We start from the raw sequence: 15,604 nt of genomic DNA on the forward strand, positions 1-15,604 counted from the left end.
GCTGTACGCCTGCGCCCTAGCATTCGAGCATCCAAACCACCATTCGGGTGCTCTTCATGTTTCGCACATTGCGCGGTATTCCGCTGCTGGGTTGTCTGCTGGGCAGCATGGGTTGCCACATGCAACCCCCTGCCCCGCCGCCGATTCAAAAGGGTGACTACAGCGCGATCATCCGTTACCTGCAGGCGCGCATTCCCAAGGACATGGCCCGGGAGAATGTGGCCGGGCTGTCGATTGCGCTGGTCAATGGCCAGGAGCTGATCTGGGCGCGGGGTTTCGGCCTGGCGGACAAGGCCCAGGGTGTGCCGGTGACGGCCAACACGGCATTCCGCGCCGGCGGCATCTCCAAACTGCTCACCGCGACGGCGGCGCTGCAGTTGGTGGAGAAACAACGACTGCGCCTGGATGATCCCATCCAGCAAACCCTGCGCGAGTTCTACGTGCGCTCGCGCTTTCACACCGACCAGGCGGCCGCCGACCGCGACATCACCCTGCGCCGTCTACTCAGCCACCAATCCGGCCTGCCCAGCGAACACCTGCGCGACCTGCGCAGCAGTTACGCCATGGGCCAGATGCCGATGCGCGTCTCCGGCGTGTGGCTGAGCAGTCCACCGGGCTCCCAGGTGGCGTACTCCAACCTTGGCTACTCGCTGGTGGGCGCGGCCATCGAGCGCAGCAGCGGCAAAAGCTTCGAAGCGCAGTTGCAAAGCGGCCTGCTCAAACCGCTGGAAATGAACCAGTCGAGTTTTGTCGGCACCGGCACGCAACTGAGCTTTCGCGCCATGGGTTATGAGGATGGCGTCGCCAGCACCGACGCCCAGGTGCGCGATCTCGCTTCCGGTGGCCTGTGGTCCAGCCCTAAAGACTTGAGCCACTTCGTGCAGATGCTGTTCGCCAATGGCTTCTATAAAGGCAAGCAACTGGTGAGCAACGCTTCAATCGACGAGATGTTCACCCAGCAGAACACCGGCAACGCACTCGACTTCGACTGCCAGATGGGCCTGGGCTGGTTTCTGGCGCCGTGCGGTGACGAGCCGGTGGGCCCCGGCGTACGGAGCTTCCAGCACAGCGGTGGTGGTGATGATTTCGCCGCGCAATTGACGGTGCTGCCGGACCAGCAACTGGCGGTGATCATCATGGCCAACGACAGCAACGCCGAGGACATGGTGGTGTCGTTGTCCACCGAAGCCTTGCGCCTGATGTTGCAGGCGCAAACCGGCCACGCCGTGTGTGCCGAGGACTGTCACAAGCCGGGCCTGGGGCTCAAATTGCGCCAGGTCCCGGCCGCGGTCGACCGCAAGCGTCTGGCCGGGTTCTATGCCACGGCCTGGGGGGTGTTCCGGATCAAGAACGAGGGTGACCGGCTGTCCGGCGAACTCGCGGGCTTTGATTTCGAGCTGGTTCGTGACGACCAGGGCTGGCTGCGCGCGCAGAAAAAAGTCCTCGGTTTCTGGCACAAGGACCTTGGCGAACTGGGGCGCGTGCAGTTAGACGTTGTCACCGTGCAGGGCCGGCAGATGCTCACGGCCCGCAGCAACGGTCAGCGCATCGCCATTGGCGAACGTGTCGACGCCCAACCGCTGCCCTCCGCCTGGGCCGACACCATCGGCACCTACCAAGTGCTCAGCACCCATGAGCCCGACGCCCCGTTGAGCGGCATCAGCGTGAGGCTGGAGGACGGTTTTCTGGTGATTCGCGGCCAACTGCATGGCGAGCCGCTGACCGATTACATCCTGCTCCCTGTCGACAACGCCCACGCAGTGCTGGCCGGCAATGGCTACGGCCTGGGCGACACCGTAAGCCGCCAGATCAACGGCCTCAGTGCTTCAGGCTACTCCTTCAAACGCACGAACTCCCTGCAAAAAAACCTGATTTTCTAACCCGGACGAACACCTGATGCGCTCAAAAAACCTCTGCCTGTCTTTCACCTCGTTGTGCCTGCTGGCCGCCGCCGACACCGCGATTGCCGAAGACTGGCAATACAGCCTCCAGGCGGGCATCGCCAACGCGCCGCGCTACAGCGGCAGTGACGAACGCACCACCGCACCGCTGCTGGGTGGCAAGGTGGTCAGCCCCTGGGGAGTTTTCCTCGACACCGACAAAGGCCTGGGTTGGGGCTATGAAGGCCACGCCTTGAGCTTTTCTGCCTATGTGGGCGCCAGCGACTCACGCAAGGATAAAAACCAGACCCTGCATGCCGGCTCAAAGCGCCTCAAGGGCATGGGCGAGATCAAAGCCCGCCCGCAACTGGGGGTCAGCGCCAGCTATAACCTGGGCGGCGTGATCGCCGGCGCAACGCTTGAGCACGCGCTGAAAGAAGACGACCACAAAGACACCGGCAAGGCCTACACCCACCTGGAACTCAGCCTGGGCACCAACCTGTACGAGGGCCGCTACGGCTCCCTCGACGCCAGCCTCAACAGCCACTTCGGCGACCGCAACTACTTGCAGACCTGGTACGGCGTGACCACCGGCCAGGCGGCGCAAAGCCGCTTCAAGGCCTACAAGGCCGGTGCAGGCAATATCAGCAATGGCATGAACCTGGTGTGGAGCTTGCCGATCAGCGAGCACACCCAGTTCTCGACTTTGCTGGATGTGCAGTACCTGGCGGATGAAGCGGGCAAAAGCCCGATTGTGGAGCGGCGGTTGCAGACGTCGGTGATGGGGATGGTGGAATACACCTTTTAATCAGCTGGCCCAATTAAACCTGTGGGAGCTGGCTTGCCAGCTCCCACATTAGAGTTTTCACACGGTTATTCGGCATACGCCCACGTCATCCGGAACGATGCCCCGCCCCACTCCGAGTCCAGCACTTCGACCTGCCCGCCATGCCATTGGCTGACCCGCTGCACCAGCGCAAGCCCCAGCCCGAACCCGCCCGTGCGACGGTCGCGGCTGGCATCAAGGCGCATAAATGGCTCGAAAATCTTCGCCCGGCCTTCCAGCGGCACTCCCGGGCCATCATCACTGACGCGCACTTCATAACCGCTGCCAAATTTGACCAGCGACACCTCTACCCGTCGCTCGGCGTAGCGAATCGCGTTGCGCAGCAGGTTGATCACCGCGCGCGCCATAAAACGCGGTTCGATCTGGATAAAGTCGACCTCACACGTGCGCAGCGACAACTGCACCCCTGCAGCCTCGGCTTCCAGGGCCACGCTGCCGATCACGCTGTCGAGCCAGCTGTGGGCTTCGATATTCTCCCGGGTCACTTGAGTGGCGCCGCGCTCCAGGCTGGCATACGTCAGCAGCTCGGAAACCATTTCTTCCAGTTCGCCGAGGTCGGCGTACATGTCGGCAATCAGTTCGCGGCTTTGGCGCGGGTCAGCCTGCTGCTTGAGTTGGTCGAGTTCGAACGACAGTCGCGCAATGGGCGTACGCAATTCATGGGACACCGCGTTGGTCAGTTCGCGCTGATTGGCGATCAGGCTTTCGATGCGCTCGGCCATCTGGTTGAAGTGCCCGGCCAGCTCGCGCACGGTCGAGCGGCGTGGCAGCAGGATGCGCGAGCCGAGGTCGTTGTCGCCGAACCGTTGCGCGGCCAGGCGGATATGCTCCAGGTCGCGCCAGTGGGGCCGTACCCAGAAATACAGCACAATCGCCAGGCTCACGCCGAGGAAGCCGTAAGCCCACAGGTACAACCACTTGGGTTCCTCGGGCAACTTGATGTCCAGCAGTTGCGGGCCGCCGTCAATGTTGGTGATGAACTCCATGAAGTCTCCGCGCACCACCAACTGGCCATCGGCGAGGAGTTTCTGCTCGCGCTCCGTCAACGCCAGGCTGTCGCGCTGCACCAACTGCAGGTGCAAACCGTAATGGGGCTGCAGCTCGGCCAGGCGTGCCTCGCGTGCGGCACCCTGCAGCGGACGCAGTTGCTCCACCACGCCATACGCCGGGCCACGCAGGGCCTCGCGGTTATAAACCTCATTGGCCTCCGGCAGCAGTTCGTCGAAGGTGTAGTTGACCAGCCAGATGGCCCCTGCCAACCCCAGCGCCAGAATCACATAGAGGCGCAGAAACAGCCGCAGCATCTAGACCTCCCACGCAAACGGGTTGAACAGATACCCCTTGCCCCAGATGGTCTTGATGCACACCGGTTCGCGCGGGTTGTCATTGAGCTTGCCGCGCAGCTTGCTGATGTACACGTCGACACTGCGGTTCAAGCCGTCGAAGGCAATGCCGCGCATGCGGTTGAGGATGTCGTCGCGCGAAAGAATGGTGCCGGAATTGCTTGCCAGCAGCCACAGCAGCTCGAATTCCATGGTGGTGAGGTCGATCTTGTCATCGCCCAGGCTGACCACCCGGCAACTGCGGTCGATCGACAAACGCCCAAACTCCAGGGACCCGCGCACCGTCGGCTCGGGCACCTGGCGGCGCTGCAGGGCGCGCAGCCGGGCGAGCAGCACCGGTGGCTTGATCGGTTTGATCACGTAGTCGTCGGCACCGGATTCCAGGCCGAGAATATGGTCGAGGTCGTCTTCCTTGGCGGTCAGGATGACAATGGGCGTGTCGGACACGTTGCGAATTTCACGGCACACGTGCAGGCCGCTCTGGCCCGGCAACATCAGGTCGAGCACGACGATTTTCGGTTTGAAGTCCAGAAACGCCGCCAGGGCTTCATCGCCCCGGTGCACCACGCGCACCTCGAAGCCGTGTTGCGACAGAAAATGCGCGATCAGCCCAGCCAGCTTTTCGTCGTCCTCAACGAGCAGGACCTTGCCCAGACCCAGGTTTTCCATAAATTCTCAGTGTGCAAGCGCGGATTGAAGTGCAGGCATTATAGGTGGCAAGCTGGCCAACAGAAGCCGCCGGCCATTGCGGCCCGACGAAGCTTCATGCTTTTAAGAGTTTTTAACAAAAAGCCCGCAGTCTTTAACGCCACTGACAGGGAGAGGTATGCGCAAAGATTACCTGGCGTTCTTTGTTTCGCTGTTCCTGTCGCGCCTGGCGGATCAGATTCTGTTGTTTATCGTGCCGCTTATCGTGTTTCAAACGACCCACAGCGTCTCGTGGGCGGGCCTCGCGTTTTTTGTTGAATCGCTGCCACGCTTTTTGGCGTTTCCGGTGTGTGGCGCGCTGTGTGACAAGTTCTCCCCTGTGCGCATCCTGCATATCAGCCAGGTCTATCGGGCACTGGTGTGTGTGGTTGCGGTCGCGCTGCATGCCGCGTTCGACGGCATTTACTGGCTGGTAATGCTGTCGGCCCTGTGCGGCGTATTGACGACCCAGGGCATCATGGCCCGCGAAGTGCTGATGCCGCACATTTTCAAACAGTACACCTACGCCAAAACCTTGTCGTATTCACAGATCGCCGACCAGAGCGGCCTGGTGCTGGGCCCGTTGGTGGCCGCGCTGATGCTGCAAGCCTGGGCGTGGAACTGGGTGGTACTGGGCGTCGCCGGGCTTTTTGTGCTGGCCGATCTGGCGATGAGCCTGTGGCAGCGCACAAGCGCGGTACAGCTGGAAAGCTTCGAGCAGCATCGCGACATCTGGCTGCAGCCTCTGCGCGTCGCCTTCCGGCACATCGGCAACCTGGCCGAGTTGCGGCGGATCGTGACCCTGGCGGCCGGCGTCAACCTGGTGTTTGGCGTCACACTGGCAACATCTGCCGCCATGTACACCGGCCAGTACGCCGCCAGCGAACACGACTACGCTCTGCTGCAAACCGCCGGGGCGTTGGTCACCATCGTGATTCTGTTTTATCTGGCGCGCACCACCCTGACGCTCAAAGTGCTGGGTGGCCTGTCTTACGCCATGATGACCCTCGGGGCCTTGCTTACCGCCCTCGGCACTGAGCTCTGGGTGTACACCCTCGGCTTTTTGCTGGTCATCGGTTTCGACAAAATGTTCAGCGTGTACCAGCGCAGCATCCGGCAGCGGGTCATCCCGGTGCAGGATTTCGGCAAGACCGTCGGCGTGATCACCTTGCTCAACAACCTGTCCCAGCCGCTGGCAGGCTTGCTGGTGGCGGTGCTGGCAGCGCCGCTGGGCACGCAGACGGTGATCCTGCTGCTGGTGGGGATCACCGCGTTGATCGGCGTGGCCGTCGCTTCAGGCTGGCACGCCACTGTGAAAGCGGAACTCGATGTCGGGTGACTCGATCAGTTCCTGCTCGGCCGCCCTCACCCGCTCGATCACCTGGGCGATGTCTTTGACGTCGCCATACTGGTAAGCCAGTTTCAAATACCCCTGAAAGTGTCGCGCTTCGCTTTTGAGCAGCCCAAAGTAGAACTTGCCAAGTTCTTCGTCCAAATGCGGCACCAGTGCTTCGAAACGCTCGCAACTGCGCGCTTCGATAAACGCGCCGACGACCAGCGTGTCCACCAGCTTGACCGGCTCATGGGTGCGCACGACTTTGCGCAAACCCGAGGCGTAACGCCCGGCGTGCAGCTGGCGCAGCTCGACCTTGCGTTTTTTCATCAGGCGCATGACTTGTTCGTGGTGCACCAGCTCCTCGCGGGCCAGGCGCGACATCATGTTGATCAGGTCAACATGGCCGTGGTACTTGGCCATCAGGCTCATGGCGGTGCTGGCGGCCTTGAATTCGCAGTTCTTGTGGTCGATCAGCAGGGTTTCCTGATCGGCCAGCGCGGCCTGGACCCAGGCGTCGGGGGTGCGGCAACCGAGGAATTCGTGGATTTCGGGCAGGTTCATCGGGCTCACGGGCAAAAGGATCACAAAAGGGCGCCGATTATACCGACCACGCCGCAGACCACCAGCCACCGGCCTTGATGTGTATCAACATGACGACTGGCGGCGAGCAACTATAGTTGTTCCACGTCCCTTTTCTGGAGAGCCCGACCATGCAAGCCATCCGCAGCATTTTGGTGGTTATCGAGCCCGAGCATTCGGAAAGCCTGGCCTTGAAGCGCGCCAAGCTGATCGCCGGGGTCACCGGCGCGCACCTGCATTTACTGGTGTGCGATAAAAAGCATGAACACTCGGCGATGCTCAGCCTGCTCAAGACGGGCTTGCAGGAGGACGGCTACGGTGTGACCACCGAGCAGGCGTGGAATGACAGCCTGCATGAAACCATCATCGACGTGCAGCAAGCCGAAGGCTGCGGGCTGGTGATCAAACAGCACTTCCCCGACAGCCCGCTGAAAAAAGCCCTGCTGACACCGGCGGACTGGAAGCTGTTGCGCTATTGCCCAACCCCGGTGCTGTTGGTGAAAACCGCGACGCCGTGGGCAGAGAAAGTGGTGCTGGCGGCAATTGATGTGGGCAATAGCGACAGCGAGCATCAGGCGCTGCACAACACCATCATTGATCACGGCTTTGACATTGCACGGCTGGCCAAGGCGCAGTTGCATGTGATCAGCGCCCACCCGTCGCCGATGCTGTCGGCGGCGGACCCCACCTTTCAGCTCAAGGAAACCATCGAGGCGCGCTACCGCGAACAGTGCAAGGCGTTTCAGGCCGAATTTGATATCGACGACACCCATCTGCATATCGAAGAAGGCCCGGCGGACGTGCTGATCCCCCACGCGGCGCATTCGCTGAACGCAGCGGTCACCATTATCGGCACCGTGGCGCGCACCGGCATTTCGGGGGCGCTGATCGGCAATACGGCGGAAGTGGTGCTGGATGCTGTGGAAGGTGATGTGCTGGTGCTGAAGCCGGAGGATCTGATGGATCATCTGCAAGCGCTGGCCACCAAGCCCTGACGCCGAGCGTTCAAACAACGAAGCCCCCTGTGGGAGCTGGCTTGCCTGCGATAGCGGTGACTCAGCAAGCACTGAGCAGACTGACAGAACGCCATCGCAGGCAAGCCAGCTCCCACCTCGACCGGTTCAGTCAGGGAGCCAGTGCATCGCGCAAGAAACCCGGCGCGATATAGCGCTGGTAATGCGCCTCGGACAGGATAAAAAACTCCCGATCAATGGCGTCGCGCAAATCCGGCAAGCTCCAGTCGCGAAACTCCGGCAACAGCACCATGCCGTAAGCCTCCAGGTTGGAAATCACCCGTGCGCCACGGGCGATCAACTGGTAGGCCCAGCAGTACTCGGACTGGTGCGGCACAAAGCGGATCTTGCGTTGCTCCAGCTGCCCGCGCAGGGCCTTGGGGTCGAAAACCTCCACTTTTCCGGCCATCACCTGCACCAATAATTGCTCAAGCCTGAGCCAGACGGCGCGCTTTTCTTCTTCGTTGTAGCCATTCCACTGAATCACTTCGTGGTGGAAGCGCTTGCAGCCGCGACACACGAGATCGCCGTAGACCGTGGAGCACAGGCCGACGCAGGGGGTTTTGATGGTTTGGTTGGACATGGGCGGCAACACGCAAATCAGCGAAACAATGCGCCATGTTAGCCCTTTGTCTAACCTTCATCACCCTGCAAACTTGGCGAGGCAACTTACCTTTAGAATTTTTTTGCCGTAGAATCATCCGGCCTTGTAAGGCGCCAATAGTCCATTGGAAGCTGTTTTCAAAGCGTCACGAGCACAGTCGTTCCTTCAGAGCGGTGTTGGCGACGGTTATTTACGCGGTAAATAGCCAGCGCCAACCCTCATCAGCTCCGCTCTGCAGGCGTAAAACTTTGAAAGCAGCTTCTGTGAGAAATGCCGGCAGCGCTGGCTTTGCGGCCCAAAAAGCCCCCGAGCGCATGCGTGCCGATCATTTCTGGATGAGCGTCCCGTGGGACCACTGATGAGGGTAATAACTGTGCTTGAAGCCTACCGCAAACATATCGAAGAGCGTGCAGCACTGGGTATCGTTCCCCAGCCGCTTAACGCCGAACAAACCGCAGGCCTGGTCGAGCTGCTGAAAAATCCCCCGGCTGGCGAAGAAGAATTCCTCGTTGACCTGATCACCAACCGCATTCCACCAGGCGTTGACGAAGCAGCCTACGTCAAGGCCGGTTTCCTGTCCGCCCTGGCCAAGGGCGAAGCCACTTCCCCTCTGATCGACAAGAAACGCGCCGTTGAACTGCTCGGCACCATGCAGGGCGGCTACAACATCGTGACCCTGGTCGAGCTGCTGGACGACGCCGAGCTAGCACCGGTCGCCGCTGCCCAACTCAAGCACACCCTGTTGATGTTCGATGCCTTCCACGACGTGGCTGAAAAAGCCCGCAACGGCAACGAGCACGCCAAAGCCGTGATCCAGTCCTGGGCTGACGGCGAGTGGTTCAAGAACCGCCCTACCCTGGCCGACAAGATCAGCCTGCGCGTGTTCAAGGTTACCGGCGAAACCAACACCGACGACCTGTCCCCTGCCCCGGACGCCTGGTCCCGCCCTGACATCCCGCTGCACGCCCTGGCCATGCTGAAAATGGCGCGTGAAGGCATCGTGCCGGACGAGCAAGGCAAGACCGGCCCGATGAAGCAGATCGAAGAGATGCGCGGCCAAGGCTTCCCGATCGCCTATGTGGGCGACGTGGTCGGTACCGGTTCGTCGCGTAAATCGGCGACCAACTCCGTGCTGTGGTTCTTCGGCGACGACGTGCCATACGTGCCGAACAAGCGTGCCGGCGGCTTCTGCTTCGGCAGCAAGATCGCTCCAATCTTCTACAACACCATGGAAGATGCCGGCGCACTGCCAATCGAATTCGACGTCACCAACATGAACATGGGCGACGTGATCGACCTGTACCCGCATGCTGGCAAAGTCTGCAAACACGGCACCGATGAAGTCCTGACCACCTTCGAAATGAAGACCCCGGTCCTGTTGGACGAAGTTCGCGCCGGCGGCCGTATCCCGCTGATCATCGGTCGCGGCCTGACCGACAAGGCACGTGCTGAACTGGGCCTGGGCCCAACCGACCTGTTCAAGCTGCCAGAAGCACCTGTCGATACCGGCAAGGGCTACACCCTGGCACAGAAAATGGTCGGCAAGGCCTGCGGTCTGCCGGAAGGCAAAGGCGTTCGTCCCGGCACCTACTGCGAGCCGAAGATGACCACCGTGGGTTCCCAGGACACCACCGGTCCAATGACCCGTGATGAACTCAAAGACCTGGCGTGCCTGGGCTTCTCGACCGATCTGGTGATGCAGTCCTTCTGCCACACCGCGGCCTATCCAAAGCCGATCGACGTGACCACCCACCACACCCTGCCTGACTTCATCATGACCCGTGGCGGTGTATCGCTGCGTCCAGGCGACGGCATCATCCACAGTTGGCTGAACCGCATGCTGCTGCCGGACACCGTCGGCACCGGTGGCGACTCCCACACCCGTTTCCCGATGGGCATCTCGTTCCCGGCCGGTTCTGGCCTGGTCGCGTTCGCCGCAGCCACTGGCGTGATGCCACTGGACATGCCGGAATCGATCCTGGTGCGCTTCAAAGGCAAAATGAAACCTGGCATCACCCTGCGTGACCTGGTTCATGCCATTCCTTACTACGCGATCCAGTCGGGCTTGCTGACAGTCGAGAAGAAAGGCAAGAAAAACGCCTTCTCCGGCCGCATCCTGGAAATCGAAGGCCTGAACGACCTGACGCTGGAACAGGCGTTCGAGCTGTCCGACGCCTCGGCTGAGCGTTCGGCTGCCGGTTGCACCATCAAGCTGTCGAAAGACTCGATCACCGAGTACCTGAACTCCAACATCACCCTGCTGCGCTGGATGATCGGCGAAGGCTACGGCGATGCGCGTACTCTGGAACGTCGCGCCCAAGCGATGGAAGCCTGGGTCAAGAACCCGGAGCTGATGGAAGCCGATGCCGACGCGGAATACGCCGAAATCATCGAAATCGACCTGGCCGACATCAACGAGCCGATCCTCTGCGCACCGAACGACCCGGACGATGCCCGTCTGCTGTCGAGCGTTGCCGGCGAGAAGATCGACGAAGTGTTCATCGGCTCGTGCATGACCAACATTGGTCACTTCCGCGCTGCCGGTAAGCTGCTGGAACAGGTCAAGGGTCAGCTGCCAACCCGTCTGTGGCTGTCGCCGCCGACCAAGATGGACGCTCACCAACTGACCGAAGAAGGCTACTACGGCATCTACGGCAAGGCTGGCGCGCGCATGGAAATGCCGGGTTGCTCGCTGTGCATGGGTAACCAGGCACGTGTAGAGCCGAATTCGACCGTTGTGTCGACGTCGACCCGTAACTTCCCGAACCGTCTGGGTGACGGCGCAAACGTCTACCTGGCCTCGGCCGAGCTGGCGGCTGTTGCTTCCACCCTGGGTCGCCTGCCGACCGTCGAAGAGTACATGGGCTACGCAGCGAAACTGGACACCATGGCCAGTGACGTTTACCGCTACCTGAACTTCGACCAGATCGCCGAGTTCCGTAAAATCGCAGCAAGCGCCAACATCCCGGTGATTCAAGCCTAAGCTGTTGATGCAATAAAAAACGCCGCGTATCTCACGATACGCGGCGTTTTTTATGCCTGAAATTCGCTATCGGCAACACCCTAAAACAAATGTGGGAGCTGGCTTGCCTGCGATAGCGGTAGGTCAACCACTCTCTTTGGCGACTGATACACCGCCATCGCAGGCAAGCCAGCTCCCACCTTCGAGCGCATTTCAACGGATGGACTCGGTTCCCTGTGGGAGCTGTCGAGCTTTAGCGAGGCTGCGAAAGCGGTGGGTCAGGCGGCATCTTTGTTGGCAGTGCCGCCGCTATCGCAGGCAAGCAAGCTCCCACATTTTCAGATCTGTGCAGTCATGCAAGCCGCATCAAGCTTCAAGCAATCAACGAATAGACCAACGCGGTAATCGCCACCAGACCGACCGCTGTCACAAACACATTGGACGCCTGCCCACGGTACTTGGCCATGGCCGGCACCTTGCGGATGGCGTACATCGGCATCAGGAACAGAATCGACGCGATAACCGGGCCACCCAGGGTCTCGATCATGCCGAGAATACTCGGGTTGAGCGTAGCGACCAGCCAGCACACCACGAGCATGAACGCTGCGGTCATGCGGTCGAGGGATTTGGCCCCTGGGCGGCGACCGGTCTTCAGTACCAGGCCTTTGAGGCCTTCGCTGGCGCCAATGTAGTGCCCCAGGAACGATTTGGCGATGGCCACGAACGCAATCAACGGCGCAGCGAAGGCGATGGTCGGGTTGTCGAAGTGGTTGGCCAGGTACGACAGGATCGACAGGTTCTGCGCTTTCGCCTCAGCCAGTTGCGCCGGCGACAGGGTCAGCACGCAGCTGAACACGAAGAACAGCACCATCACTACCATCAACAGATGCGCGCGAGAGAGGATCTGCGAGCTGCGCTGGTCGGCATTCGCGCCGTACTGGCGCTTCTGGTCAACCGCAAACGCCGAGATGATCGGCGAGTGGTTGAACGAGAACACCATCACCGGAATCGCCAGCCACAACGTATTGAGCAATGCCGATGGCGCCGGCACTTCGCTTGCCGTGCTGAGGATGCCGCCGGTCCAGTGCGGGATCAGGTACACCGCCAGGAACAGCAAGGCCACGATAAACGGATACACCATCAGGCTCATGGCCTTGACGATCACTTGCTCACCACAACGCACCACAGCCAGCAGCCCGAGGATCAGCACAAAGGCCAGGATCGCACGCGGCGGCGGCATGATGTGCAGTTGGTGTTCCATAAAGCTGCCGACGGTGTTGGTCAGCGCCACGCTGTAGATCAGCAGGATCGGGAAGATCGCGAAGAAGTACAGCAAGGTGATCAGCGCACCGGCCTTGAGCCCGAAATGCTCTTCAACCACGTCGGTGATGTCGGAACCTTCACGGCCGGACAGTACGAAACGGGTCAGGCCACGGTGGGCAAAAAAGGTCATCGGGAATGCCAGCAGCGCCAGAATCACCAGCGGCCAGAAGCCCCCGAGGCCCGCGTTGATCGGCAAAAACAGGGTACCGGCGCCAATGGCGGTGCCGAACAGGCCAAGCATCCAGGTGGTGTCCTGGCGGCTCCAGCTTGTGAGGGTTGCAGGTGTCGTCTGATAGCGTTCGTCGAAGCTATTGGCCTGATCATTCATCCGGTCGGATCTCCGCATAAACATGGCCAGGACGAGTCAGAAAAACCTGACAGGCAGCGTCCCAGCCATAGAAGGGGCCGGATTGTCCGGGATTCTTCTGAATAAGCAAAGACTTAGCTGAGGAACGGTGTACCGGTGCAGGCGCTCCGGGTCGAGGCTACGCGGCGATTTTAAAGGGCTGCAGCACCCCACGAATAATAAATGCCCAAACAAATCTATTTTGAATTCGCCGCAATTCCTGTACTTTTCAGCCATTGCCCGTCGTTATTCTGAGAGCCCGCCATGCCGCGCGTATCCCGCAAACAAGCCGAACTGAACCGTGAAATCATCGTCGAGGCTGCCACGCACTTGTTTCGTGAGCGTGGGCTGCACGGCATCAGCCTGTCGGACGTCATGGCCGCTGCCGGCCTGACCCATGGCGGTTTTTACGGGCACTTTGCGTCCAAAGAGGCGCTGGCGACCGAAGCGTGCAACAAGGCCTTCGAGCAATCAAACCTGGGCTGGCAGGAAAAGATCAACCGCAGTGCCGATCAGCAGGCTGCGCGCGAAGCGATCCTGCGCCCCTATTTTTCGGCCAGTCACCGCGACAACCCCGGCGATGGCTGCCCGATTTCAGCATTCACCCCGGATATGTGCCATGAACCTGCCGACACCGCGTTGCAGCACGCATTCATCGACGGCGTGGAAGTGTCGCTGGATATTTTTGCGCACCTTCACGATGACGATCGCCAGGCGCTGTTGGCCAGGTACGCGATGATGATCGGCGCTCTGACACTTGCCCGTGCGACGCGGGGAAATGCCTTGTCGGATGAATTCCTGGCAGCGGCACGAAATACGCTGCTGGCCGAGCGGGAATTGACTGAAGGCGTTGACAGCAAAACGCCTGTGCCAGCATGATCCGGCCATGAACCTTATTCAGCACGACCTCACCCGCACCACCACGACCGCCTCCGGCGGGTCGTGTGGTTGCCGTGGAAGCTGAACAGCCCCCGGAATACCCCAAGGCCCCGCCAGCAATGGACGGGGCCTTTTTATTGCTCCGCCCTCTGGAACCACAAGGAGCACCACCATGAACACAGCCCTGTTGATCATCGATATGCAAAACGGCCTGTACGACGGACCGGAAAAACCCTTCGAACGCGAGCGCGTACTGGAAACCATCAACCAGCTCATCAGGCGCGCACGCAGCGCTGGTGCGCCGATCTTCGCCGCCCGCCACACCGGCCCGGCGGGTTCGCCCATCGAAGCGGGGAGCCCGTTATGGCAACTGTGCCCAGGCCTTGAGGTCGACGCCGAACGCGACACCCTGTTCAATAAAACTCGCCCGAGCTGCTTTCTGGGCACTGACCTGGCGCAACAACTGGCGGCTGCGCAGGTTGAGGCATTGGTAATCGTCGGGATGAAAACCCAGTTTTGCATCGACACCACGTGCCGCGTGGCGGTGGAGCTGGGGTTCTCGGTGGTACTGCCGGAAGACGGCCATACCTGCATGGACACTCCGACGCTTAAGGCCGAGGCGATTATCGAGCATCACAATGCGACCCTGGCGGGCGCGTTTGTGAAGCGGGTAAACGCAGTGAATATTGCGTTTTAACAGGGCTCATGCGGGAAATTTTCTGATGGAACAAATCGTTCCGTCTTACAAATCCCGCATACTCCCTCCTCTCAAACCCTTCAGGAAGAGCCTTGCGATGTCCACCACCGTTCTGGTCCTGGTTGAAACCATCAACGAATACCTGCAAATCATCGAGAGCAACGACTTTCACGTGATTTTGGCGCCGACGCCCGCCGAACGCGCTCAGGCCATCAAGACCCATGGCGGGCAGATCAAGGCGGTGCTGACCCGCGGCCCGCTGGGGCTGTATGCCGAGGAAATCGCTGCGTTGCCGTTGCTGGAGATTATCTGCGTGATCGGCGCCGGGTATGAGCACGTGGATCTGCAGGCCGCGAGCAACCGGGGGATTGTGGTGACCAACGGCGCCGGGGTGAATGCGCCTTCGGTGGCCGACCACGCCATGGCGCTGCTGCTGTCGCTGGTGCGCGGCATCCCGCAGACCGACGCGGCTGTGCGTCGGGGCGAGTGGCCGAAAGTGATGCGCCCGTCCCTGGGCGGCAAGCAACTGGGCATTCTCGGGCTGGGCGCAGTGGGCATGGAGATTGCCAAGCGCGCCTCGCTCGGGTTTGGCATGGAGGTGAGCTATCACAACCGCCAGCCCCGTGACGATGTGGACTACACCTATTGCGCCACCGCCGTAGAGCTGGCGCGCACGTCGGACTTCCTGATCCTGGCCACCCCCGGCGGCGCGAGCACCCGCCACTTGATCGATCGTCACGCGCTGGATGCCCTCGGCCCAAATGGTTACCTGGTCAACATTGGCCGTGGCAGCGTGGTGGTGACCGCCGACCTGGTGGCCGCCCTTGAGCAACGCCGTATCGGTGGTGCGGCGCTGGACGTGTTCGATGACGAGCCCAAAGTGCCCGACGCGCTCAAGAAGCTGAGCAATACCGTGCTCACTTCCCATGTGGCCGGCCTGTCCCCGGAAGCCGCCCACGATACCGTGCAACGCGTAGCGGACAACCTGGTGGAATATTTTGCCGGCCGCCCGGTGCTGACCCCGGTAGCGCTGCCGCCGCGCAACTAATAGCGAATAGCCAGCGCCGACGCAAAACCTGACTACACTGCTTGCGGGGATGCTCAGGAC

Annotated in this window: 13 protein-coding genes; 8 read left to right on the top strand and 5 right to left on the bottom strand. The window is 61.0% G+C overall.

From position 1 onward, the window contains the following. The first annotated feature begins 56 nt into the window (after positions 1–56). Positions 57–1,880, top strand: coding sequence for a serine hydrolase domain-containing protein (locus ATI14_RS23735; RefSeq protein WP_016971506.1), 1,824 nt, complete (start codon positions 57–59; stop codon positions 1,878–1,880). A 16-nt stretch (positions 1,881–1,896) separates the two neighbouring features. After that, positions 1,897–2,688 (top strand): MipA/OmpV family protein, encoded by a 792-nt coding sequence (locus ATI14_RS23740; protein ID WP_016971505.1) that lies wholly within the window; start codon positions 1,897–1,899, stop codon positions 2,686–2,688. A gap of 65 nt (positions 2,689–2,753) precedes the next feature. Here ATI14_RS23740 and ATI14_RS23745 read toward each other — a convergent pair whose 3' ends face one another. Further along, positions 2,754–4,031 carry an ATP-binding protein gene (locus ATI14_RS23745; protein ID WP_016971504.1) on the bottom strand — a complete coding sequence of 426 codons (1,278 nt, stop codon included), beginning with the start codon at positions 4,029–4,031 and terminating at the stop codon, positions 2,754–2,756. Continuing rightward, positions 4,032–4,739 carry a response regulator gene (locus tag ATI14_RS23750; protein ID WP_016971503.1) on the bottom strand — a complete coding sequence of 236 codons (708 nt, stop codon included), beginning with the start codon at positions 4,737–4,739 and terminating at the stop codon, positions 4,032–4,034. A 157-nt stretch (positions 4,740–4,896) separates the two neighbouring features. On the opposite strand from ATI14_RS23750, the gene ATI14_RS23755 reads away from it, so the two are divergent. Continuing rightward, positions 4,897–6,096, top strand: a complete 1,200-nt coding sequence (locus tag ATI14_RS23755; RefSeq protein WP_016971502.1) for an MFS transporter — start codon at positions 4,897–4,899, stop codon at positions 6,094–6,096. On the opposite strand, the gene ATI14_RS23760 is transcribed toward ATI14_RS23755, so the two are convergent. Beyond that, positions 6,052–6,654: a MiaE family protein gene (locus ATI14_RS23760; protein ID WP_016971501.1), complete on the bottom strand. Its 603-nt coding sequence runs from the start codon at positions 6,652–6,654 to the stop codon at positions 6,052–6,054. The two genes, ATI14_RS23755 and ATI14_RS23760, sit on opposite strands and share 45 nt — an antisense overlap. Positions 6,655–6,803: 149 nt before the next feature. Here ATI14_RS23760 and ATI14_RS23765 point away from each other — a divergent pair, with 149 nt between their 5' ends. Then, complete coding sequence (locus ATI14_RS23765; protein ID WP_016971500.1) at positions 6,804–7,667, top strand: universal stress protein; 864 nt, start codon at positions 6,804–6,806, stop codon at positions 7,665–7,667. A gap of 130 nt (positions 7,668–7,797) precedes the next feature. Here ATI14_RS23765 and ATI14_RS23770 read toward each other — a convergent pair whose 3' ends face one another. Continuing rightward, complete coding sequence (locus tag ATI14_RS23770) at positions 7,798–8,268, bottom strand: DUF1289 domain-containing protein (protein ID WP_080519821.1); 471 nt, start codon at positions 8,266–8,268, stop codon at positions 7,798–7,800. A 394-nt stretch (positions 8,269–8,662) separates the two neighbouring features. Here ATI14_RS23770 and acnB point away from each other — a divergent pair, with 394 nt between their 5' ends. Further along, positions 8,663–11,272, top strand: a complete 2,610-nt coding sequence (gene acnB / locus ATI14_RS23775) for a bifunctional aconitate hydratase 2/2-methylisocitrate dehydratase (RefSeq protein WP_016971498.1) — start codon at positions 8,663–8,665, stop codon at positions 11,270–11,272. 352 nt (positions 11,273–11,624) lie between these two features. On the opposite strand, the gene ATI14_RS23780 is transcribed toward acnB, so the two are convergent. Next, positions 11,625–12,902, bottom strand: a complete 1,278-nt coding sequence (locus ATI14_RS23780; protein ID WP_016971819.1) for a serine/threonine transporter — start codon at positions 12,900–12,902, stop codon at positions 11,625–11,627. Between the two features lie 282 nt (positions 12,903–13,184). Between ATI14_RS23780 and ATI14_RS23785 the strand changes: the two genes are divergently transcribed. The 3 genes from ATI14_RS23785 (at position 13,185) to ATI14_RS23795 (ending at position 15,544) form a co-directional block, all read left to right on the top strand. After that, positions 13,185–13,799: a TetR/AcrR family transcriptional regulator gene (locus ATI14_RS23785; RefSeq protein WP_016971820.1), complete on the top strand. Its 615-nt coding sequence runs from the start codon at positions 13,185–13,187 to the stop codon at positions 13,797–13,799. 172 nt (positions 13,800–13,971) lie between these two features. Further along, positions 13,972–14,496, top strand: a complete 525-nt coding sequence (locus ATI14_RS23790) for a cysteine hydrolase family protein (protein WP_016971821.1) — start codon at positions 13,972–13,974, stop codon at positions 14,494–14,496. 97 nt (positions 14,497–14,593) lie between these two features. Beyond that, positions 14,594–15,544 (top strand): 2-hydroxyacid dehydrogenase, encoded by a 951-nt coding sequence (locus ATI14_RS23795; RefSeq protein WP_016971822.1) that lies wholly within the window; start codon positions 14,594–14,596, stop codon positions 15,542–15,544. Positions 15,545–15,604: the final 60 nt, after the last annotated feature.

The sequence above is a fragment of the Pseudomonas tolaasii NCPPB 2192 genome, from assembly GCF_002813445.1.
GTDB classification, from domain to species: Bacteria; Pseudomonadota; Gammaproteobacteria; order Pseudomonadales; family Pseudomonadaceae; genus Aquipseudomonas; species Aquipseudomonas tolaasii.

Excerpts from the sequence above, each read along its gene's own strand:
- ATI14_RS23735 (WP_016971506.1), top strand. The coding sequence starts at position 57 with ATGTTTCGCACATTGCGCGGTATTCCGCTGCTGGGTTGTCTGCTGGGC.
- ATI14_RS23740 (WP_016971505.1), top strand. The coding sequence starts at position 1,897 with ATGCGCTCAAAAAACCTCTGCCTGTCTTTCACCTCGTTGTGCCTGCTG.
- ATI14_RS23745 (WP_016971504.1), bottom strand. The coding sequence starts at position 4,031 with ATGCTGCGGCTGTTTCTGCGCCTCTATGTGATTCTGGCGCTGGGGTTG.
- ATI14_RS23750 (WP_016971503.1), bottom strand. The coding sequence starts at position 4,739 with ATGGAAAACCTGGGTCTGGGCAAGGTCCTGCTCGTTGAGGACGACGAA.
- ATI14_RS23755 (WP_016971502.1), top strand. The coding sequence starts at position 4,897 with ATGCGCAAAGATTACCTGGCGTTCTTTGTTTCGCTGTTCCTGTCGCGC.
- ATI14_RS23760 (WP_016971501.1), bottom strand. The coding sequence starts at position 6,654 with ATGAACCTGCCCGAAATCCACGAATTCCTCGGTTGCCGCACCCCCGAC.
- ATI14_RS23765 (WP_016971500.1), top strand. The coding sequence starts at position 6,804 with ATGCAAGCCATCCGCAGCATTTTGGTGGTTATCGAGCCCGAGCATTCG.
- ATI14_RS23770 (WP_080519821.1), bottom strand. The coding sequence starts at position 8,268 with ATGTCCAACCAAACCATCAAAACCCCCTGCGTCGGCCTGTGCTCCACG.
- ATI14_RS23780 (WP_016971819.1), bottom strand. The coding sequence starts at position 12,902 with ATGAATGATCAGGCCAATAGCTTCGACGAACGCTATCAGACGACACCT.
- ATI14_RS23785 (WP_016971820.1), top strand. The coding sequence starts at position 13,185 with ATGCCGCGCGTATCCCGCAAACAAGCCGAACTGAACCGTGAAATCATC.
- ATI14_RS23790 (WP_016971821.1), top strand. The coding sequence starts at position 13,972 with ATGAACACAGCCCTGTTGATCATCGATATGCAAAACGGCCTGTACGAC.
- ATI14_RS23795 (WP_016971822.1), top strand. The coding sequence starts at position 14,594 with ATGTCCACCACCGTTCTGGTCCTGGTTGAAACCATCAACGAATACCTG.